The 22,269-nt window shown below is 48.4% G+C and carries 14 protein-coding genes; 11 read left to right on the top strand and 3 right to left on the bottom strand.

Annotated features, from left to right (window positions below; genetic code table 11):
- Positions 1-106 precede the first annotated feature (106 nt).
- From ABV298_RS17960 to ABV298_RS17970, 3 genes are read left to right on the top strand one after another with little or no spacing between them, the layout of a single operon-like run.
- Positions 107-1,336, top strand: coding sequence for a multidrug effflux MFS transporter (locus tag ABV298_RS17960; RefSeq protein WP_353717563.1), 1,230 nt, complete (start codon positions 107-109; stop codon positions 1,334-1,336).
- 24 nt (positions 1,337-1,360) lie between these two features.
- Positions 1,361-3,208 (top strand): DUF5686 family protein, encoded by a 1,848-nt coding sequence (locus tag ABV298_RS17965; protein WP_353717564.1) that lies wholly within the window; start codon positions 1,361-1,363, stop codon positions 3,206-3,208.
- 19 nt (positions 3,209-3,227) lie between these two features.
- Positions 3,228-4,313 (top strand): DUF5686 family protein, encoded by a 1,086-nt coding sequence (locus ABV298_RS17970; protein WP_353717565.1) that lies wholly within the window; start codon positions 3,228-3,230, stop codon positions 4,311-4,313.
- Here the strand turns inward: ABV298_RS17970 and ABV298_RS17975 are convergent.
- Positions 4,310-5,431, bottom strand: coding sequence for an ATP-binding protein (locus ABV298_RS17975; RefSeq protein WP_353717566.1), 1,122 nt, complete (start codon positions 5,429-5,431; stop codon positions 4,310-4,312). The genes ABV298_RS17970 and ABV298_RS17975 overlap by 4 nt on opposite strands.
- A 262-nt stretch (positions 5,432-5,693) precedes the next feature.
- Between ABV298_RS17975 and ABV298_RS17980 the strand changes: the two genes are divergently transcribed.
- The gene (locus ABV298_RS17980; RefSeq protein WP_353717567.1) at positions 5,694-6,326 is read left to right on the top strand and encodes an NAD(P)H-binding protein; all 633 of its coding nucleotides are present in this window, start codon (positions 5,694-5,696) and stop codon (positions 6,324-6,326) included.
- Positions 6,327-6,382: 56 nt separating this feature from the next.
- Here ABV298_RS17980 and ABV298_RS17985 read toward each other — a convergent pair whose 3' ends face one another.
- Positions 6,383-9,358, bottom strand: coding sequence for an FAD-linked oxidase C-terminal domain-containing protein (locus ABV298_RS17985; RefSeq protein WP_353717568.1), 2,976 nt, complete (start codon positions 9,356-9,358; stop codon positions 6,383-6,385).
- A gap of 413 nt (positions 9,359-9,771) precedes the next feature.
- Between ABV298_RS17985 and ABV298_RS17990 the strand changes: the two genes are divergently transcribed.
- The 7 genes from ABV298_RS17990 (at position 9,772) to ABV298_RS18020 (ending at position 21,752) form a co-directional block, all read left to right on the top strand.
- Complete coding sequence (locus ABV298_RS17990; RefSeq protein WP_353717569.1) at positions 9,772-10,383, top strand: carboxypeptidase-like regulatory domain-containing protein; 612 nt, start codon at positions 9,772-9,774, stop codon at positions 10,381-10,383.
- Positions 10,384-10,426: 43 nt separating this feature from the next.
- On the top strand, positions 10,427-11,032 hold the full coding sequence (locus ABV298_RS17995) for a TonB-dependent receptor plug domain-containing protein (RefSeq protein WP_353717570.1): 606 nt from the start codon (positions 10,427-10,429) through the stop codon (positions 11,030-11,032).
- Positions 11,033-11,039: 7 nt separating this feature from the next.
- Entirely contained in the window at positions 11,040-12,812 is a 1,773-nt protein-coding gene (locus ABV298_RS18000; RefSeq protein ID WP_353717571.1) for a hypothetical protein, read from the top strand.
- An 11-nt stretch (positions 12,813-12,823) separates the two neighbouring features.
- Complete coding sequence (locus ABV298_RS18005; RefSeq protein WP_353717572.1) at positions 12,824-14,359, top strand: RagB/SusD family nutrient uptake outer membrane protein; 1,536 nt, start codon at positions 12,824-12,826, stop codon at positions 14,357-14,359.
- Between the two features lie 82 nt (positions 14,360-14,441).
- On the top strand, positions 14,442-15,014 hold the full coding sequence (locus tag ABV298_RS18010) for a hypothetical protein (protein ID WP_353717573.1): 573 nt from the start codon (positions 14,442-14,444) through the stop codon (positions 15,012-15,014).
- 102 nt (positions 15,015-15,116) lie between these two features.
- Entirely contained in the window at positions 15,117-18,395 is a 3,279-nt protein-coding gene (locus tag ABV298_RS18015) for a VCBS repeat-containing protein (RefSeq protein WP_353723206.1), read from the top strand.
- 36 nt (positions 18,396-18,431) lie between these two features.
- Positions 18,432-21,752, top strand: coding sequence for a VCBS repeat-containing protein (locus ABV298_RS18020; RefSeq protein WP_353717574.1), 3,321 nt, complete (start codon positions 18,432-18,434; stop codon positions 21,750-21,752).
- Positions 21,753-21,841: 89 nt separating this feature from the next.
- Here ABV298_RS18020 and ABV298_RS18025 read toward each other — a convergent pair whose 3' ends face one another.
- Positions 21,842-22,081 carry a hypothetical protein gene (locus ABV298_RS18025; protein WP_353717575.1) on the bottom strand — a complete coding sequence of 80 codons (240 nt, stop codon included), beginning with the start codon at positions 22,079-22,081 and terminating at the stop codon, positions 21,842-21,844.
- Between the last annotated feature and the right edge of the window lie 188 nt (positions 22,082-22,269).

A 22,269-nucleotide genomic window follows, 5' to 3' on the forward strand; every position in this document is an offset into this window, starting at 1 on the left:
CGGGCGCGGGATTGTAGTTTCCCGTCGTTAAAATTGTTTTCTTCCGAACCTCCCGGCGCCGATCGGTGTTAACCAGACACCGAATTTCCCCACACCACAAAATCCCATGTCCAAAAAGACTTACTTTTTTCTGATCCTCATTCTGGGGAGCCTGACCGCGCTTGGGCCTTTTTCGATCGATATGTACCTGCCCGGCTTCCCGGCAATCGCACGTGACCTGAATACGACCGCCGCGAAAGTATCGCAGACTTTGTCCGGCTATTTCGTCGGGATATCGCTTGGCCAATTACTTTATGGGCCGTTGCTCGATCGTTTCGGGCGGAAAAAACCGCTCTTCATCGGTCTGGCGGTATACATTCTCGCGTCGGCGGGGTGTGCCGTGGCTACCAGTGTAGACCAGTTGATCGTGTTACGCATCATCCAGGCCATCGGGAGCTGTGCGGCGACTGTCGCGTCGGTGGCGATGGTACGCGATCTTTTTCCGGTGAGCGAGAATGCGAAAGTGTTTTCGCTATTGTTACTGGTCGTCGGTTTTTCACCGATGATCGCCCCGACATTGGGTGGTTACGTGACCGACGCTTTCGGCTGGCACGCGGTGTTTATGATATTGACGATCATGGGTGTAGCCATTTTCGCGGCCACTGCATTATGGCTGCCCGATAGCTACAAGCCCGACAAAACGCTTTCGCTGAAACCGGGGCCGATCATTGCGAACTTCCTGGAAGTGCTCCGCGAGCCGCAGTTTTATACTTACGCCATCACCGGCGCCGTAGCATTCGCCGGGCTGTTCGCCTACGTCTCGGGCTCGCCCATCGTCTTTATGGAGGTATTTCATATCGATGGGAAAGTGTATGGCTGGATCTTTGCGTTTTTGTCCGTCGGTTTCATCGGCTCGGGGCAAGTGAATACGCTCATGCTGAGGCGATTCAGCAGCGAGCAGATTGTGAATGTGGCGCTGATTTGCCAGGCCGTAATTGGTCTTACATTCCTCGCCGCGGCATTGAACGACGCGCTGACGCTCACTTCCACACTCGTATTTCTGTTCCTCTTTCTCTGCTGCGTGGGCTACACCTATCCGAACGCGGCCGCGCTGTCGCTCGCGCCGTTCACGCGTAATGCGGGCAGCGCGTCGGCGTTGATGGGCGCATTTCAAATGGGTGCGGGCACACTGATTTCCATCGCGATCAGTTTGTTCGAAGAACCTTCGATGATCCCGATGGTGTCGGCTATGGCCGGTTCGGCTACGCTGGCACTGATAATACTGGTAATCGGCAGGAGATTTATCACCAACAAAGTGGATGTGCAGCAGGGTGCGGACGCCGGCGTGATGCATTGAGAGCCCGGTTTATTTAATTTGTAAATGGATTACTTCAAGCGACTACTCGAATTACTCAAAATAGAAAGAGAGGAAGACAAGCAATCGTACCAGCGATTGATCGAACGGTCTTCCGTTTCCGAACGCCGCGCCAACGGACTGGCGTGGTACCCGATTGCGATCCGCGGCCAGGAAATGAGCCGGGGCGATTACCTCACCGTGGAAGTGGAACGCACCACGCATCAGGATGTGCCGCACCAGTTGCGGTTCGGAATGCCCGCTGTACTTTTCAGTAACCACGAACCTCAAAAAGACCGCGTGGAAGGCGTAATCTCGCACCAGAGCGGTAACCGTCTGAAAATTACATTGCGCACCGACGAACTGCCCGAATGGTCGCGCGACGGCAAGCTGGGGATCGATCTGCTTTTCGATGACAACAGTTACGACGAAATGCAATCGGCGTTGAAAACGGCGGATTCGCTCGTGTCGTCGGATAAAGAAGGGCATTTGATCAAAGTATTAACGGGACAAATAGCGCCTTCATTGGAGGAAGACATTTACCCTGTTGATATTCCGAAACTGAACCCGTCGCAGCAACGCGCGGTGCGGAATATCCTTTCCGCCCGCGAGCTCGCCATTGTGCACGGACCTCCGGGAACCGGGAAGACGACCACTTTGGTGCAGGCTATTAAGGCATTGGTTAAAAAAGATAAGAGGCCTGTTCTCGTAGTGGCACCGAGCAATACGGAAGCCAACTTCAAAAAGGGCGTTCCGATGCTGAACGAGACAGTTTCCGAAGTGACGTTCCGGCAGCCTAATGTGTACAAACAGCGGGTAATCGCGACGCGGAGCAGCATGGACAAGAATATGGCCGATCCGAATATGTACCTGCTTGCCAGTTTTTACCAGCCCGAAGTAGTAAAGGCCGTGTCGCCGCTTTCGCCGCGTGCGTTCGCCTATTATAAATTCGAATACCTCGGCGCATTCCGCGAAAACGGCATCGAGGTCAACAAAATTAAGGTAACGCCCCGCAATTGGGGCGAGGGCGTATACCGCGGCACGATCCAGATCATCGAGGGCGAATGGAGCATTTATAGCCTCGATTTGCAGACGGTTAATACCGGTTTCCGGATTGATATCAAGCAGGTTTACAGCCCGGTACAGGGTGTATGGATGCCGGTTAACCAGCAGTTCCACGTGCAGGGAGGGATTTATGGGTTCAAAGGAAAAGGTGATTTCGTGATTTCACAGTCGTTCACGAACGTGAAAATCAACCCGGCATTCAAACCGGATATCGTTGTGATCGACGATAAGAAATATGCAGAGGAAGCGAAAAAAGTCAGGTTGAGCGGTCGTGAGATCAGGACGCAGCGCATGGAGGAAGTCGTGAGCAGGCAGAAGGAGTTTTCGGCCAAAAACCTGCGCAAAATGATGAAGGAGTACGAAAAGCAGGATCTTAAAGAAAAGAAAAAGAAGGGGGAAGATATCGATCTGAAAATGAGCCGACAGGATTCGACGCAGATCGATTCGATGGCCAACAAACGGAGTATGGCTTTCTGGGACTCGTTGCGGACGGTTCCGCTTACCGTGGCGGAGGTGAAAAGTTATACGCGGCTGGACAGCCTGGTGATCATCAACGAAGGGTCAGAAAAACAAAAGGATAGTTTGAAAACCAGCAAAAGGGACACGACCAAAGCGAAGAAAGGCAGCCATTTTAGCTTCGGGGATTTACTAACGGGGCATCATTTCCGGTTGGGCAAGGAAAGTCCGTTCCGGCTGGATTACACCGGTCCGTTGCCGGGTGTGCAGGTGAACACGGTGGAGGGGCTGGTGCTGAACGGCGCGGGATTGAAATTGCGGCATTCGGGCGGGAGCAGGGGGGGCTGCTGGTGACGCGAGCGGGAAGTCAGGTATGGTCAGGAGTGGTCATGATTGGTCCATAGGAGGGCTGACACGCTATTCGTTTGGTCGCAATAAGTTGCTGGTTACCGGCGTGGGCGATTATAGCTGGGCACGCAATTCGATCAGCGTTTCGGGAGGCCGGGGCATTGCGCAGTTTAATGGCGAAAGCCCGATGCATCCGTTGCTGAACACATTCACGACGCTGTTTTTAGAGCAGAATTTTATCAAAGAATATCAAAAAGACTTTTTTCGCATCGATTTTAAGAACAGCCGGGAAAACGATCATTTTGAAATAAAAGCCAGCATCGAATACGCCGACCGTGCGGCACTGCCTAATCTCGAAAAGACTTCACCCTACCGATGGATTGACTGGAAAGGGCGGGAGTTTACGTCCAATGTGCCTGATAATGCGGAAAACAAAACCGACGCCGCGGTGCCTCCGCCGATGCAGCCGCATCAAGCACTGACGGTGGGGATTTCGGCCTCTTACAAACCCTGGCAAAAGTACCGCACGCGCGGCGGAAAAACGTCCTATTACGACGACGATTCGCCGAAGTTTTCCGTCGGTTACCGCAAGGGTATCCGCAAAGCGTTCGGCAGCGATGTCGACTACGATTTTGTACGGATCGGTATCGAACACGGCTTCGAAACCGGCATTCGCAGCAAATTACGCTATAAGCTGGCCGTAGGCAGTTCCCTCCGTAGCGACAGCGTTCAGTTTCCCGACTATCAGCATTTTGCCGGGAACCGTTTCTTCTTCCAGCTCGGCGACCCTGTCGGCACATTCCGCATGCTGGATTATTACAAATACAGCACTTCCAAAAGGTTTTTTGAAGCACACGTCCTCAGCGAACTTCGCCAGTTCCTGTTGACCCAAATTCCCTGGTTCCGCATTTTGGGTGTCAAAGAGAATTTCTTCCTCCATTACCTCGCAACCCCCGACTCGGATAATTACGCCGAACTGGGTTATGGCCTCGACATCGGCATCCGTTTCCCGTTACGTGTAGAGGTGGCCAACAGTTTCGAAGGGTTTAAGTACAAGAGCACCGCGTTTCGGATCGGAACTACGATGAATATCGGCTGGGGGAAGGATTAAAGGATGAATTCGTCGAAGTTAGCCGGGCTCACGACTTTGAACTGGCTGTCGGGATATGCATTAACGAATGTTTTGGACGCCGAAACCCTGGCATTGGGATTCCATTTGAATTCGTAGGCATGCAACTGACCATCGATATCTTCCAGATAGTCGATCTCATTTTGCTCTTTGGTACGCCAGTAATATTGGTTTGCCCAAATCCCGTTATAGTTGATAAACTTCATCCGCTCGGAGATAATGAAGTTTTCCCACAATGCTCCGATATCGGTTCGCAGCTCGGGTTGGCTGAAATTGGCTATCAGTGCGTTCCGGATGCCGTTGTCGTAAAAGTAAATTTTGCGGCTGCTTTTAAGTTCGTTCCGCAAATTCCGGCTAAACGAACCGAGACGGAAAATGATAAAAACCTGTTCGAGTAGATTAATGTACTTTTCAACCGTCTTGTTGTCAAGGCCGCACATCGTTCCAAGTTCATTGAAAGAAACCTGCGATCCTACCTGAAATGCCAGTGCTTGCAAAAGGCGTAGAAGCTTTTCCGGTTTCTGAATGTTTTCCCAGGTGAGGATGTCTTTGTACAGATAGCTGTCCGAAAGTTGCTTCAAAATATCCTTTTCCTCACCAGGGTGGTTAACAATGTCGGGATAGTAGCCGTAAAGCAATCTCTGTGGCAGTAACCGTCTTTCTTCGATCAGTCCGTGATGATTTACCATTTCACCGAATGAAAGCGGGAACATTCTGTACTCCCATTTCCGGCCGGTCAGTGGTTCGTTGATTTTATTGGCGAGTTCAAAAGAAGAGCTTCCGGTAGCCACCAGTTGTATCCCGGGAATATGATCGGTTATCAGTTTTAATTTTACGCCGATGTCGGAAATACGTTGGGCTTCGTCGATGACGATGTTTTTCTTCCCGGCGAACAGATTTTTAAATCGTGTGGAGGTAGCGTTGTCAAATAATGCCCGCACATCGGCTTCGTCACCGTTTAGCCAGATGGTGTCATCGGAATTACTGAACAGGGTTTGTAGCAAGGTGGTTTTTCCCACTTGTCTGGCGCCTGTTAAGATGATAGCTTTACCATCATACAGCTTCTTTTCAAGTGCGGTTTGAAGGGTTCGTCTGATCATAGCGACATCACGTTTACCCAAATTTACAACTTTTTGGGAATGTATTCCTAAAAAACATAGACTTTTTAGGAATTCATTCCCAAAAAGTGGGTATTTTATTTGAGGTAATTTTGCATATCTCCCGTCCAGCAGCTTATCTTTAACCTATTAAAATCTCCTGATAAAATATCACCTCCACAACAGAATCGAGCTATGCTCTTCTGTGAACTCCGGGTTCTTCGTCCGGAATAGTTTGCTACATCCCAATTTTTATCAGAGAGAAATGAAAAGAATACAAAAAATAGCCGTGATTGGCGGCGGAGGACGCACAGGCCAATATCTTGTCAACCAGCTTATTGAAAAAGGTTATTCCTTGAAACTGCTGCTCCGGCATCCGGAGAATTTCACAATTATCAGCCCTTTGATCGAGATCGTGCAGGGAGATGTGCTGGATGAGGGTGTCGTGGAACAGCTGATCAGGGGCTGCGATGCCGTCGTAAGTACAGTAGGCCAGCGAAAAGACGAACCTTTGGTGGCTAGCCGGGCGAGCGTCAATATCCTGAATGCGATAGGCGACCGGCCGGTGCGGTATATAGTATTGGCTGGTTTAAATGTGGATACGCCGACCGACCGGAAAGGTACCGAAACCGCCAAGGCTACGGAATGGATGCGGACTACATTCCCTGCCATCCATGAAGATCGCCAGCGATCTTACTCGATTCTGGCGGGCAGCCATGCGGAATGGATCATGGTGCGGGTTCCGTACATTGAATTTACCGGGAGCCGTGCCGAAGTGAAGGTAAGCGCTGCCGATTCGCCGGGAGGGAAAATCGACGCGGCCGATATTGCCGGGTTCATGATCGACCAGCTTACGGACGATACCTGGCTGCGAAAAGCGCCGTTTATCTCCAATTAAAACGAATGGCCGGCAAATCAACGCTGCCGGCCATTCGTATTTTATTTCAATGTATTTTAAATCAATGCATTCCAAAGGATTTCCGCCGGATGAAGCGCTTTACGGCCGGTTCCGTCGTGGATCTGATGGCGGCAACTGGTGCCGGGGGCGGCGATAATCACTTCTTCGGGCTGCTGACGGACCGTCGGGAAGAGTACCAGCTCGCCGATCTGCATCGAAATGTCGAAATGCTCCTTTTCGTAGCCGAATGAACCCGCCATGCCGCAGCATCCCGAAGGAATGAGCTGCACGGTATAATTTTCGGGCAGTGAAAGCATTTTTTTGGTCGGTATCACACTCGAAATGGCTTTTTGCTGGCAATGCCCGTGCAGCTTGATGAGCCGTTTTTCTTTGGTAAACTGGTTTTTCGAAATGTTTTTCAGCTCGATTTCACGGGCGATAAATTCGTCGAACTGCAAGGCGTTCTGGGCGATCATCTTGGCATCTTCGAGCAATTCGTCGCTGACCAGGTCGGGGTATTCATCGCGGAACGTAAGGATTGCCGACGGCTCGATACCTACCAGCGGGGTGTCGTGCGAGACAATGTCTTTCAACAGACGGATATTCTCCTCCGCGATTTTCTTCGCATCCCTTAGCAGTCCTTTGGAAAGCTGCGGCCGGCCGGAAGGGCCGTGATTGGGGATAGTCACCTCATAACCCAGCTTTTCCAGCGCGAGAATGGCGGTTTTACCAATTTCCACATCATTATAATTGGTAAACTCGTCGCAGAACAAATACACCTTCCGCGCCGATTTCGGGGCGCTTTTCTTCCGCTGATCGTACCATTTTTTCAACGTTGTGCCATGCAACAGCGGCATTGTGCGATCAGGGTGGAAGCCCACGATCGTGTTGGCGATTTTCCGGAGCGGGGCGTTCTTGAAGATCAGGTTATAAGCCCACGGAACATAGCTGGCAATACCGGTCATTTTCGAGAAATTACCCACGAGCCATGAGCGTACGGGAATGCCGTTGGCATCATGGTATTGCTGCAAAAACTCCATTTTCAGCTTCGCGACGTCCACATTCGACGGGCATTCGCCTTTGCAGCCCTTGCAAGCCAGGCACAAGTCGTAAACCTCCTTGATTTCCTTGTTGTCGAAGCGGTTTTCCTTGGGCGAGCGCGTGAGCATTTCGCGCAGGATGTTCGCGCGGGCGCGTGTGGTGTCCTTTTCGTTCCGGGTTGCCATGAAGCTCGGGCACATCGTGCCGCCGCTCAAGTGCGTCTTCCGGCAGTCGCCCGAGCCGTTGCATTGCTCGGCATGTTGCAGGATATTCTGGTCGTGGAACCGGAAGTTCGTTTTGAATTCGGGTGTTTTCTGGTCGGGTTCATAGCGCAGGAAAGTATCCATCGGCGCCGTGTCCACGATCTTCCCCGGATTGAAAATGTTGTTGGGGTCCCAGGTTTTTTTGAGATCCTTGAATAGCTGGTAGTTATGCTGGCCTACCATTTTTGGGATAAATTCCCCCCGCAGGCGTCCGTCGCCATGCTCGCCTGAGAGCGAGCCGTCATATTTTTTCACCAAATCCGCGATTTCCTCTGCGATCATTCTGAACTGGCGGTGCCCTTCGGCGGTTTTCAGGTTAATAATGGGCCGCAAATGCAGCTCACCCGAGCCCGCGTGTGCATAATGCACGGCCGACATGCCGTGTTTTTTCAGGATTTCGTTGAATTCGCGGATATATTCCGGCTGGTCGTAGACGTCGATCGCCGTGTCCTCGATTACCGCTACCGCTTTCTCGTCGCCCGGAATATTGGCCAGCAATCCGAGGCCGGCTTTCCGAAGCGTCCATATCTTTTTGGTATCATCGCCGAAAAGTAACGGATAGTGGAAACCCATTCCCGCAGCTTTCAGCTCCTTCTCCATTTCGGCGGCAAGTTGCTCTACTTCCTCTTTGGTTTCCCTCGAAAGGTCGACTACCAGAATGGCCGGAAAAGTGCCATCGGGCTTGTTCTTAACGAAAAACGCGTTTTTGCGCTGCTCGGGATTGGTAGCGGCGCATTCGAGCACGTACTCGTCGATGAGCTCCACAGCGTGAGGACCGTATTTGAGGGTCAGGATCGTCGCCCGCAGCGCCTCGTCGATGGTGTTGCAATGTACGCACACGAGCCCCTGTGTTTTCGGCGGCAGCGGCACCAGGTTTACCTTGATTTCAGTGAGAAAACAGAGCGTACCTTCCGACCCGGCGATCAGGCTGCACATATTGAAAGGTCTTTCCGAACCCGTGCCAGTCGTGTAAGGCTCCATATTGAGCAGCATATCGAGCGCATAACCGGTATTGCGGCGCTCTACCGACGGCTTGGGGAAATTCCTGCGGATTTCGGCCTGGTTTTCGGGAGAGGCCAGGATCGCGTCCGTTTTAAGATATATTTTATCAAGAAGCGATGCGCTCCCGTTCTTCCGGCGGGCATTGTCCAGAATAGCCTGCAATTCATTGCTGCTTACATTTTTGAATTCCGCATCGCTGCCGTCCGCCAGGATCGCCTTTACTTCCAGCAGATGTTCACGCGTACTCCCGTATACGATGGAGTTGGAGCCGCAGGAGTTGTTACCCACCATTCCGCCGATCATCGCGCGGTTTGCCGTCGACGTTTCCGGGCCGAAATACAGTCCGTACGGTTTGAGGGCCATATTCAGCTCGTCGCGTACGACGCCCGGCTGTACGCGTACCCAGCGCTCTTCCGCATTTATTTCGAGTATTTTATTGAAATTTTTCGAAACGTCTACTACTATACCGTTACCGACAACCTGGCCTGCCAGCGAAGTGCCTGCGGTACGTGGAATGAGGGAAACTTTCTTTTCCGTGGCATATGAAATGAGCGCTTTGAGATCGCCGATCGATTTGGGGATCGCTACGGCCAGCGGCATTTCGCGGTAGGCGGACGCGTCTGTTGCATATAACGTCCGCATGGTATTGTCGAAAAACAGGTCACCCTCAAGGCGTTGTGCAAGCAAACTCAGATCTGCATCTGATACTGGAGACGGGGATGTCATAAATGCAATTAACTGGGGAAAATAACGGATTCAAAGTTACGCACAACGCGTAAGGAATTCCAGCAAAATATTCATGAAGTAGGCCGCAAGGATTAAATATTGATTAAAACCACCGTCAGAAAGCGGGTGTATTTGTACTTCTCAAATATGCGATTTGGACTTAAAACGGATATATAACCTGGTCTTGAAAGAAAATTGTTTCTGGTGCTATTTATAGCTGGTTTGGTTATTGTATTATCCAAATTATTTATATTATTTTGTACGAGGTGTGGCGTAAAATTTACATTTTTTCATACTAAAATTCATCATAAATGCCCTTTTTGAGATATCAGAGGTATTTTTCGAACAAGGTATGAGAAGGATGTCAAAATGATACAACATTTCCTACTTACAGACCTAATTATATCTAACCTATGATGAATTTATCCTTTCATGTACTTCGTCAGCATGACCTCCCGGGTACACCTGTTCCCCGCGCCAAGTCAAGACCATTCTATCTAAAAGTTGGAATTTTTGCCTTGTTGATCGCCATAATGGGTATGAGCGGAGAAGTGGCCGCCCAGGACATTAACGTGTCCGGTAAGGTTACAGATCCTAAAACCGGCGGTATTCCCGGTGTAACAATTACGGTAAAAGGTACCACGAAGGGAACAAATACCGATGTGGAAGGAAACTATCAGATCAGTGTTCCGGCTAACGCGACGTTGACATTCAGTGCGATTGGTTATGAGAGTAAGGACGTTCCGGTTGGAAACAAGTCGGTGGTAGATGTGGTACTTTCTGAAGACATTAAGGCCCTGGAAGAAGTAGTAGTAGTGGGTTATGGTACCGTGAAGAAAAAAGATGCAACCGGTGCAGTTTCTGCGTTGGGCACGAAAGACTTTCAGAAAGGCATCGTCACTTCACCGGAACAATTAATGCAGGGCCGTGTGGCGGGGGTGCAAATCACCCAGTCGAGCGGTGAGCCGGGTGGTGGGATTAATGTCAGAATCAGGGGGACGACATCGGTAAGGGGGGGGGAATAACCCGTTATTTGTAATAGACGGTGTACCCTTAAGTGGGGATGATGTGTCCGGGGGAGGCGACGCGGCGGGAGTAGGTCGGCAGGCCGCAAAAAACCCGCTGAATTTTCTGAATCCAGATGATATTGCAAGTATGGACATTCTCAAGGATGCATCGGCTACGGCGATTTATGGTTCGAGGGGAGCAAACGGGGTTGTACTGATAACAACCAAAAGAGGTAAAGGGAAAGGTACGTTAGACTACGGCTATTCACTGGGGGTGAGTACAATAACAAAGAAATATGACTTGCTTTCTGCCGAGGAGTACGTGGCTGCAGGTGGTCAGAACGCGGGCGGCTCAACCGACTGGCAGAAAGAGTTGCTAAGGACTGCATTTACTAATCAGCATAACCTTTCCTATGGAGGGGGAGATGCGAGTGGGAATTATCGTTTTTCCCTTGGATACCTCAACCAGAACGGGATAATTGAGAAGTCAGGGATAAAAAGATATAGTATAGGATTTAACGGCACTAAAAAGTTTATTCAGGATCGTCTTACCATTGGGAGTAATCTTAATTTAGCAAATACGCAGGACAAGGGGGTGCCCATTTCTGAAAATTCAGGGTTTACGGGGGACTTACTCGGGGGGGATGATCAAAACCAATCCCACTAATCCCATCATGAAAGATGGTAAATATTACCAACCCGGCCAGACTGAACCCAACCCGTTAGCGTTCCTGAATATGTCCAGGGACAACACCAATACATTACGTGCGTTGGGTAACATCAATGCGGAACTGGAAATCTTGAAAGGGTTGAAATTCAAAACGGTTCTCGGTTTCGATCAATCATTTTCCAGCAGGAAATCGGCATATTCAAGAGACTTGATTATCGAAGGAAACGCCGGCAAGGGCCGTGCTTATGTGCGGGATATAGAAACAAACAACAGATTGTGGGAAAACTACTTTACTTACGATAAGGAGTTTGGTTCGATGTCTTTGAATGCAGTGGCGGGATATTCTTACCAGAGCTTCGAGAAGGCTACCAAGAATGTTGCAGCATATAATTTTCAAACCAGTGACCTGGATTTGATGATTAACAACCTTGCTTCCGTTGTCAGCGGGAAAGACGGAACACTGATCCAAAATTCATCGTCAACCAAGGATGAATTGCAGTCATATTTTGGGCGTGTCAACTTGGGTTTCAGCAATAAATATTTGTTTACCGGTACGCTTCGTGTGGACGGTTCCACCAAGTTCGGGGGAAATAATAAATACGGTTACTTCCCATCAGGAGCCTTTAAATGGAAGTTGATAGAGGAGAGTTTCGCGCCCAAAGAGGTATTCACCGACCTGGCGTTGCGAGTGGGGTATGGTATAACAGGTAATCAGGAGATTCCTCATAACTTGTATGACCTGAGAAAGCGATACGGGGACTGGTCATTTAATACGAGTGGCGACATCAACGGTGGCGGAGTTAATGATGTTTCGTTTAGAAACCCTGACTTGAAATGGGAAACTACGAAAGCACTTAATATAGGTCTCGACTTTGCGGTTCTGAAAAGCAGATTGTCCGGAAGTATTGACTTTTATGAGAAGCATACAAGTGATCTCTTATTTAAAGTTGTTGCAGCTCAACCAGCGTCTACTCCATTTACATGGTCCAATCTTGATACGGATATTCTCAATAGGGGAGTAGAGTTGAGCCTTAACGCGGCGGTCGTGGATCAAAAGGATTTTTCCTGGGAGGTTCTATTTAATGTTGCTTACAACAAGAACCTTGTGAAGAACTTGAAAGGCACCTACGATACAGGTGAGATTAACGGCCAAGGGCTTTCGGGCGCATTTGCCCAGCGCATCGCAGAAGGTCAACCGTTGTTCGCTTTCTTCGTCAGAGATTTTGTAGGCTTTGATGAGAATGGAATCAATATCGTTCCTCCCTCGGGCGATGTTCAAAAATTTCAAAATGGAAAAAGCCCCCTGCCGAAAGTTACCGGTGGTTTAACTAATAATTTGAGATATAAGAACTTCGACCTAAGTCTGTTTTTCAACGGTGTGTTCGGCAACTATATTTACTCCAATACTGCCAATGCTTTTTTTACTGCCGGTTCGTTCCAAGGTGGACGTAATGTGACGAAAGATGTGATAGGAAATGGAGAGAGCGGTTCAAATAATCCGGATGTTTCAACACGTTTCTTGGAAAAAGGGGACTTTGTTCGGTTGCAAAACCTGACGCTAGGTTATCGGTTGCCGGCGTTGTCAGGGAATAAAATTTTCTCAAACCTAAGGTTGTATATTACGGGTCAGAATTTGCTGGTATTCACTAAATACAGTGGGCAGGATCCAGAAGTAAGTACAAACAAACAGTTGAACGACATTCCTTCCTTTGGAATCGATTACACTTCTTATCCAAGGGCCAGAACGTGGACTATTGGTGCTAACATCTCATTCTAATGTCGATTCTTATGAAAAGTAAAAAATATAAATTAGTACTTGTCGGTATTGCAGCTCTGTCCTTTGCCTCTTGTACCGACTTGGTTACGGAAGAAAAAGATTCCATTCTCCAAGCAACAGGTTCCGGTTTTACTCCTGGTGACCCCGCAATTTTGTTGGTGTCAGCTTACAAAGACCTTGGCACATATCCCGATCAAAATAATATATATGCCCTTGGCGAACACACATCGGCGGAAATGATCCCACCGACCCGGGGAGTTGACTGGGGAGATAACGGGGTATGGAGGACGTTGGATTCTCACTCCTGGGACGCTACTCATCAGGCAATTAGAGAGACGTGGAATTTGCTGAACCAGCGCGCTTACAAGGCAACCGAAATTATTGCATCGAACCCGACGCCGGCTCAAGCGGCCGAAGCTAAATTTTTGAGAGCATTTCACATGTTCCATGTTATGGATTTCTGGGGCCAAGTACCGTTCAGGAACGTATCGGATGCAGTGGATGTCAACCCGAAGGTATTGACGCGGTCAGAAGCATTCGACTTTATCGTAAAGGACCTGGAAGAGGCGCTTCCCAACTTATCAAAGCGGGGGCCTTCTCCAACAAATGGTGTCGCATCGAAGGCTGCCGCAAATACATTGTTGGCTAGGTTGTACCTCAATAAAGCAGTTTATAAATCTGCCAAGCCCGAAGGTCCGTACACTTTCGAGAAGGCAGATATGGAAAAAGTTATTAAGTATGCCGACGCAGTTGCGGCCGATGGCTATGCTCTTGAAAAGGATTATTTTAATAACTTTTCAAAAACTGCGGCTTCGGAGGTGATTTTTGTCAGTATCGAAGGAACGCCGGAAAACCGTTGGATGATGACGCTGCATTACAGCCAAGATCCCAGCGGATGGAATGGATTTACGACCCTCGCGGATTTTTACGATAAATTTGAGGAGGGTGATAGCCGGAAAGGTGTGAAGCCGACGGAGGATGGTTCTCAATACTCTTGGCTGGGAAAGGGTTTTTTGATTGGGCAACAAAGAGGGCCGGTTAAAGATGCCGATGGGGTTTATGTGAAGGATGCTGCAGGCAAGATCAAGATTCAGGATGTGATCGACACCAGGTCACAAAAACCGTTGGTGTTTACGAGAGATGTTCCACTTACCGGCGCAGCTACGGAAAAAGGTATTCGCGTCATAAAATATCATCCGGCAACTGCGGGCGAATACATTTTGCTTCGTTATGCAGAAGTATACCTCGCGAAGGCAGAAGCGATGTTTAGAAGTGGTGATGTTGCAGGGGCATTGAAATTGATTAACGATCTTAGAACTGCAAGAGGTGCAAAAGCCCTGAGTGCCTTGACATTAGATAGCCTTTTTGATGAAATCGGAAGAGAAATGTACTGGGAGGGAGGCAAAAGGACTGTAGAAGTAAGATTTGAGAAGTACACAAATGGTGAAGGGGTAGTTGTCAAGGAGCCGCATACAGTGCTTTTCCCAATCCCATCCACTGCCATTATTTCTAATCCGAATTTGAATCAAAATCCAGGTTATAATTAGTATAAACGAAGTCGACCAGATTAGTAATCTTACAAAGCAAAAATACTCCCTTGTGAGTATTTTTGCTTTCATTTTTATACATATGAGGATTCAGCTAGTACGTTTAAGTATACTTATAGTTTTGATTTTAAATGCTTCATGTAGTAATAACTTCAAAAGTGCGCCTGATGAAGAACAGGTATTTGGTGCTTTAAAAAAAAACCAAGCGAAGGCCCTCATCGAGATAGCGGGTAAAGAGTTTTATTCTAATGAGAGTTTGTTCGAGGGAAACATTCATTTGGAGAAAAACCGTCTTGGTCTTAATATTTCCGATCAGTTTGAAGGCCAAATCATGCTAGGGTTTTACAGTCCATCTTGGTACAAACAATTTCCTGTAAAGTACGAAGTGTCGGAAACCAACCGAAATAATTGCCGCGTCATGATCGGTAAAATCATTGATGCGCAAAACAGAACAGGTGAGGGCTACATGATGTCTAGTGGCTTAATAGAAATAACACAATTGACCCAAGAGAAGCTGATTATGAAAGTCGATGGAAAATGTGGAAAATATGACGGCTTTGAATTGAGTAAAAATCTTTTGGATATTAATGGCTGGATCATATTTAAGAAGCCAAATGTTTTGTTTCTCGATATGGAATGGAAAGACTTCCAATAGTTTAATTTTTGATAACATCTGTTATTTTCAATGGCATTCCGGTTTTTTATGCATCTGTCAAACAGGTCCCTCACACCAACGATCCTGGTTTTTGCCATGGTAATGGTTTCCTGCAAAGAACAAAACGATAAAGCACTTTTTGAGTTGTTGCCGAAGTCAGAGACGGGAATTGATTTCGAAAACTCGATAAAAGATACGGAGGAAATTAACATTTTTAATTACCGTAATTTTTACAACGGGGGAGGAGTAGCAATTGGCGACATTAATAATGATGGTTTGCAAGATATTTACTTTACTGCAAACATGGGTGAAAATAAACTATATCTAAATAAAGGTGACTGGAAGTTTGAAGATGTTACCAAAAAGGCAGGGGTTGCGGAGCCTTCAAAGTGGAGTACGGGAGTTGTGATGGTAGATATTAACGCGGACGGGCTGCTTGATATCTATGTATGCAACGCGGGGTACCGGAAATTTGTCAACAAGCAGGGAAATACGCTTTATATCAATAATGGGGATTTGACCTTCACCGAGTCCGCGGAAAAATACGGCCTTAATGAAATGGGTTATACGACGCATGCCGCCTTTTTCGACTACGACCTGGACGGGGATCTGGATGCTTATATTTTGAATAACAGTTTTATTCCAGTCAATACCCTCAACTATGCCAACAATCGAACGCGAAGAGCGAAGGACTGGCCGGTAAAAGACTACCTGAAAGGTGGTGGCGATAAGTTGCTACGAAACGACAACGGGAAATTTACAGATGTAAGTGAGGACGCTGGAATATATGGCAGTCTAATTGGTTTCGGATTGGGTGTAACCGTGGGTGATGTGAATGGGGATAGCTATCCTGATATCTATATCTCTAATGACTTTTTTGAAAGAGACTATCTCTACATCAATCAAAAGAATGGGACATTCTCGGAGGAGTTGGAAAGCAGGATCAAGCACACCAGCATGGCCTCTATGGGAGCTGATATGGCCGATATCAATAATGATGGCTATCCGGAGATTTTTGTGACGGATATGCTTCCACTGGACGAATACAGGCTCAGGACGACTACATCTTTTGAGAACCACTATATCTCCAACTTGAAAAAGGAGAAGGGTTTTTATAATCAATTCATGCAGAATAGCCTCCAATTCAATAATCAGGATGGTACGTTTAGTGAAATTGCTCATTACTCCGGGCTGGCTGCAAGCGACTGGAGTTGGGGGGCATTGATGTTTGATGCTGACAATGATTCCAAAACTGACATATATATTAGTAATGGAATTTTACATGATGTAATCGATCAGGACTTCATTGACTTTTTTGCAAATGAAGTGACCCAAAAGATGGTGTTGTCGGGCGAACGGCAACATATGCGGGATATAATTGCCAGAATGCCTTCCAATCCAATTGCGAACAATTTTTTTCACAACGAGGGAAATCTGCACTTTAGGGAGCGGGGGGCGGAATTTGGTTTTAGTGCCAAATCTTTTTCAAATGGTGCTTGCTATGGTGATTTGGATAACGACGGTGACCTCGATCTGGTGGTAAACAATGTGAATCAAACCTGCTTTGTGTATCGGAACAAATCTGAAACGCATAAAGCAAACCATCATTATATAAAATTCAAGCTTACCGGCGAAGGGAAAAATACTTACGCGATCGGTTCTAAAATTGAAGTTTATGCCGGAAACGAAATTTTCAGCAAGCAGTTAAATCCTGCTCGTGGTTTTCAGTCAAGCACCGAATACCCGCTGACTATCGGTCTGGGGGAAATTAAAACGATCGATTCTATCCGTATTGTCTGGCCAAATCGGAAAATAACTCGTAATACTAATTTGATGGTGGATACAACGTACGCGTTTTCGATCAAGGACGCCGCGTCCGAGCCTGATCGACTGATTGTCAGCCGGCCTACATTACTTCTCCGGGCGTCTGAAATGGGGCTTGGCGCTCATCAGGAGAACCGGTATGAAGACTTTTATAATGAAAGGAATATCCCTATTATGCTTTCGCAGGAAGGGCCGAAGGCGGCAATCGGCGATGTGAACGGAGACGGGCTCGATGATATTTACGTTTGCGGAGGCAAAGGACAAGGGGGGCAATTATATTTCCAAAAGGGCGGCCGGTTTGTAAAATCGCCGCAAAGAATATTCAGCGATCTGGCGGGCTTTGAGGACACGGCTGCGTTGTTTTTCGATGCAGACGGCGATGGCGATCGCGATCTGGCAGTTGGAAGCGGCGGAAATGAAAGCCTGGTGTCCAGCCCTGATTTACCCACCCGGCTTTATCTGAACGACGGAAAAGGCATTTTTACACTCAATAATCGTGCATTGCCACCCAATGCCATGAATACCGCGGTCATTGCGGCGGAAGATTACGACCGTGATGGCGACCTCGATCTTTTTGTGGGGAGCCGGAGTGTTCCGCGCGAATACGGTTCGAGCCCGTCGAGCTACATCTATCAGAACGATGGGAGAGGTAACTTCAAAGACGTTGCCAAAACGATGGCGCCCGAACTAGTCAAAGTGGGTATGGTGCGCGATGCATCTTGGGTGGATATCGACGGCGACGGGCAGAAAGAGCTGCTCATTGTGGGAGATTGGATGGCTCCCGTCGCATTCAAATTTTCGGGTGGCAATTTCAAAAAGATCACGACCGGCCTGGAAGCTTATGCCGGTTTCTGGGGTTCGCTAAAAGCGGGTGATTTCGATGGGGATGGCGATCAGGACCTGGTTTTGGGAAACATCGGCGAGAATTTTTCGCTTAAAGCAACAGCGGATGCTCCGCTTAAAATCTGGATTAATGATTTCAATAAAAACGGAACCATTGAAAAGATCATTTCCAAAACCGTTAATAATAAAGACCTTCCTATCCTGCTGAAACGCGAAATGACAACGCAATTTCCTTTCCTGAAAAAGAAGAGTATCAAGCATTCGGAATACGCAGTGCTCACCGTGCAGGATCTCTTTCCGGAAGAACTGCTTAAATCGGCTGTGAAAAAATCGGTAACTTACCTACAGTCGGGGATAGCGGTGAATCACGGAAAAGGGCGGTTTAAGCTGGTCGCGCTGCCCTATATGGCGCAATTCTCTTGTTTGAATGCGATCCAAAGCGAAGATGTAAACCGCGATGGCAAGCCCGATCTGATCGTAGGCGGCAATTTTACCCATTTCATTCCGCAGCTGGGTAGCCTGGATGCTTGTCGTGGCAATGTACTGATCAACAAGGGTAATATGCGATTTGAAGTTTTGCGGGCTAACCAGAGTGGCTATGCACTGGATGGCGAAGTGAAGCAGATTAGCCCGATCGATATCAGTGGGCACCCCTACCTGATCAATCTGGTCAACAATGCAGCACCGGTTTTATTTAAAATCAACAAATTGTAAGTCGCTTTGCTGGACCCCATTTCAATTAACAGCCTGTTGAAAAAGTGCCTGATTATCCTTTTAGCTGCTGTAATAGGCTCGTGCGGCACGAAGGATGAGCCAGTTGATTACGACTTCGAACTGCTGACTGCGGATCGTACCGGTATCGATTTTTCCAACACCCTCAAACCGACCAAAGATTTCAACATCTTCTATTACATGTACTTTTATAGTGGCGGGGGGGGCGGGGCCGGGGACTTGAACAACGACGGGCTGGTGGATCTGTGCTTTACCGGTAACCAGCAGCCGAATCGCATTTACCTGAACCGACAGGACATGAAATTCGAAGATGTGACGGGTAAAGCAAATTTTTCGACGGGCAAAGGCTGGTCGAACGGAGTTTCGGTGGTGGACATAAACCAGGACGGAATGCTCGACATTTACGTTAGCCAGGTTGGCGATTTCGAGAATATGAAAGGCCATAACCTGCTCTTCGAGTGTCAGCGCATTACGCCGGAGGGAATCCCGGTTTATGAGGAAAAGTCAAAGGAATACGGGCTTGACCTGGTGGTTTTTGGCACGCAGGCGCTGTTTTTTGATTATGACCTGGATGGGGACCTGGACATGTTTCAGCTCAACCATTCGGTGCACCAGAACGGGACTTTCGGGCGTCGCGACCTTTTCAAAGACACTACGCACCCGTTGGCGGGCGACAAGTTGTTCCGTAATGAAGGTGGCAAGTTTGTAGAAGTCACGCGGGAAGCGGGCATTCACAGCTCCGCATTAGGCTACGGTCTAGGGCTTGGCGTGGGCGATATCAACTTCGATGGCTACCCGGATATGTACGTAGGCAACGATTTTCATGAGAATGATTATCTGTATATCAATCAGCGAAATGGTCGCTTCAATGACGAAACGGATTCTGCATTGATGCATACCAGCCAGTTTTCAATGGGTGTGGATGTTGGCGACCTTAATAATGATGTTTTTCCCGAGATCGTGTCGCTGGATATGCTGCCGTCGGACTACGAAATCCTGAAAAAATCGGAAGGGGAGGATACTTACAGCATTTTCAAATACAAGATCCGGCAGGGATACAATTATCAGTTTGCACGGAACAACCTGCAATTCAACAACGGGAACGGCACATTCAGCGAAATCGGTACGTTCGCTGGCATCCACGCGACGGACTGGTCGTGGGCTGCGCTTTTCACGGATTTTGACAATGACGGGTTGAAAGACCTGTTCATTTCCAACGGCATCCCCAAGCGGATGAACGATATTGACTATATAAAATTTGTGTCGGACGATGTTGTCCAGGAGAAGATACGCAATAAGAATTTCGATGAAAACGATCCTGGCCTGGCCGATAAACTGCCGGAAATCAAGCTGCCCAACAAGTTCTTCCGTAATCAGGGCGGGCTTTCGTTCAGCGATTTGGCCCGAAACATCAAAAACGACCAAGTATCGTACTCCAATGGCGCGGTGTATGCCGACCTCGACAACGATGGCGACCTCGACATTGTGACGAATAATATCAACGAGAAGGCATTTGTTTACGAAAACCTGGCCAATAGCAAGGTAGGGAAAAACGACTTTTTGCGACTGTATTTGAAAGGGAAAAAAGGTAATCTGAATGCAATCGGTGCGAAATGCCTGGTATTCAAAAAAAACAATGTGCTGAGCTATGAGAAATTCCCGGTCCGCGGTTTTCAGTCGAGCATGGAGGTACCTTTGAATATCGGTTTGGGCAAAAAAGCGGAAATCGATTCGGTTGCCGTGATTTGGCCGGATAACCGTTACCAGATATTGAAAGCCAATGAGTTGCAGGATTCGCTATCAATCGGTTATCGCGATGGACTACCCGTTTTCGATTACGAGGCATTTAAGCGGGGCAAGGAAAGCAAGTCTTATGCATTTGACGATATTGCCGCCCAAATCGGCCTGAATGTGCGGCATGAGGAGAATAATTTTATCGAATTTGACCGCAATTCCCTTATTCCCTTCGAAGTAACCGCCGAGGGGCCGGCTATCGCGGTCGCCGATATTAACCACGACGGCCTGGAAGATATTTACGTGGGCTCGTCGAAAATGCTCCGCAGCCATTTGTACATCCAGAATGCCAATGGCAAATTCGGGGAGTTGCCGCAACCTGCATTGGCAAAGGACAGCACCTACGAAGAAGTGGATGCCGAGTGGGCCGATGTGAACAACGACGGCCATCCCGACCTGCTGGTCGCGACCGGCGGGAATGAGTTCAGTCACAATTCGCCCTACCAAATGCCGCGAATTTACCTCAGCGACGGAAAGGGTAACCTTGCCGCCAAAGAGGATGCGTTTACGAATATCTATGTGACCGCTTCTTGCATTGTCCCGTTCGATTTCACGGGCGACGGGCACGTCGATTTGCTCATCGGCGGAAGAGCGGTTCCGCTCAACTACGGTGAAACCCCGCGTTCCTACCTGCTTCAAAACGATGGTACGGGCAAGTTTTCCGACGTCACGGCCCGGTATGCGCCCGAACTGGCATCGATCGGCTATGTGCGCAGCGCCCGGCTGGCGGATATGAACAAGGACGGCAAGCAGGACATTGTCGTCGCGCTCGAATGGGACGGTATTTGCGTTTTTGAAAGAAATGGCAATGCGTTCCAAAAGAAGGTGCTCACCGACCGCAAAGGCTGGTGGAACTTCGCCATGCCCTACGACTTCGATGGCGATGGCGACCTGGATGTGCTGGCGGGTAACCTGGGCCTGAACAGCCGCGTGAAGGCATCCGAGAAGGAACCCGTGAAAATGTATATCAATGATTTTGACGGAAATGGCCGGAAAGAACCGCTTTTGACAACCTATCTCAACGGAAAAGAAGCACTCTTCCCGACCAAAATGGAAATGGAGAAGCAAATGCCGGTGATCCGCAAAAAGTATATTTATGCCACCGAATTTGCCAAAGCCGGTTTGGCCGATCTTGTAGGCGCCGACAAACTGGAAAAATCGCAAGTCCTTACTGCCGACTATTTTCAGAACTCGATTTTAGTGAACGACGGCAAGGGTAACTTTACCGTCAAAGCTTTGCCCGGCCGTGCGCAATGGGCACCCTATTACGACGCGCAGATTATCGATGCCAACGGCGACAAGTTGCCGGATGTACTCTTAATGGGTAATTTTTATGACTGTAACATTCAAATGGGCCGCTACGACGCCGATTACGGAACGGTGCTCATCAACAAAGGCAATTGTAACTTCCAGCCCGAGGTATTGAACGGCTTACAGGTACGCGGGCAGGTAAAGCGCCTGAAGGCCATTCAACTGAAAATCGGGACGGCCGTTGTGGCTGCGCGGAACGATAATACGCTGGCCGTGATAAAGCGCGGAAACTAAGGTTATAACTTGAAATACAACCCGGTTGCGACACTGAAATTACGGGCGTATTGGTCGTACGTATGCAGAAAAGCGTTGTACCGGAAATCTCACGTGTTGTTAGGTTTGGTCGTTTCGTTTTTGATTTTGGACGACAGCCTGGTATGGGAAATCTTGGTATAAATACCACCTGTAAATTTGGCTGCCAGCCGCGCAGCCCACCTTTTGCCTATATCATATTGCGCTCCCAGGCCTGCATTGAGCCCGATCATATGGACGGGCCTGTCGATCTCTATGTAGCCCGTCGCATAGCGATAGGGCGATTCTTTGGTTTCGCGATACCCCGCCATTGCCTAACCCGATCCTGCGGATCTCACGGAATGGAAATACGGCTGAGCCGCTTTGGGCGCCCTTTACGGTCACATCCCCTTTTTTGTGATGGATTAAAACCTTCCCCAATACAGGTTCTGGATTTTGGTTCAGGAACACAGAGTCCGTCTGGCAGAATGCTTTTACTGATAGGCAAACGGTTAGGAAC

The organism is Dyadobacter sp. 676 (genome assembly GCF_040448675.1).
In the GTDB taxonomy this organism is placed as follows: Bacteria; Bacteroidota; Bacteroidia; order Cytophagales; family Spirosomataceae; genus Dyadobacter.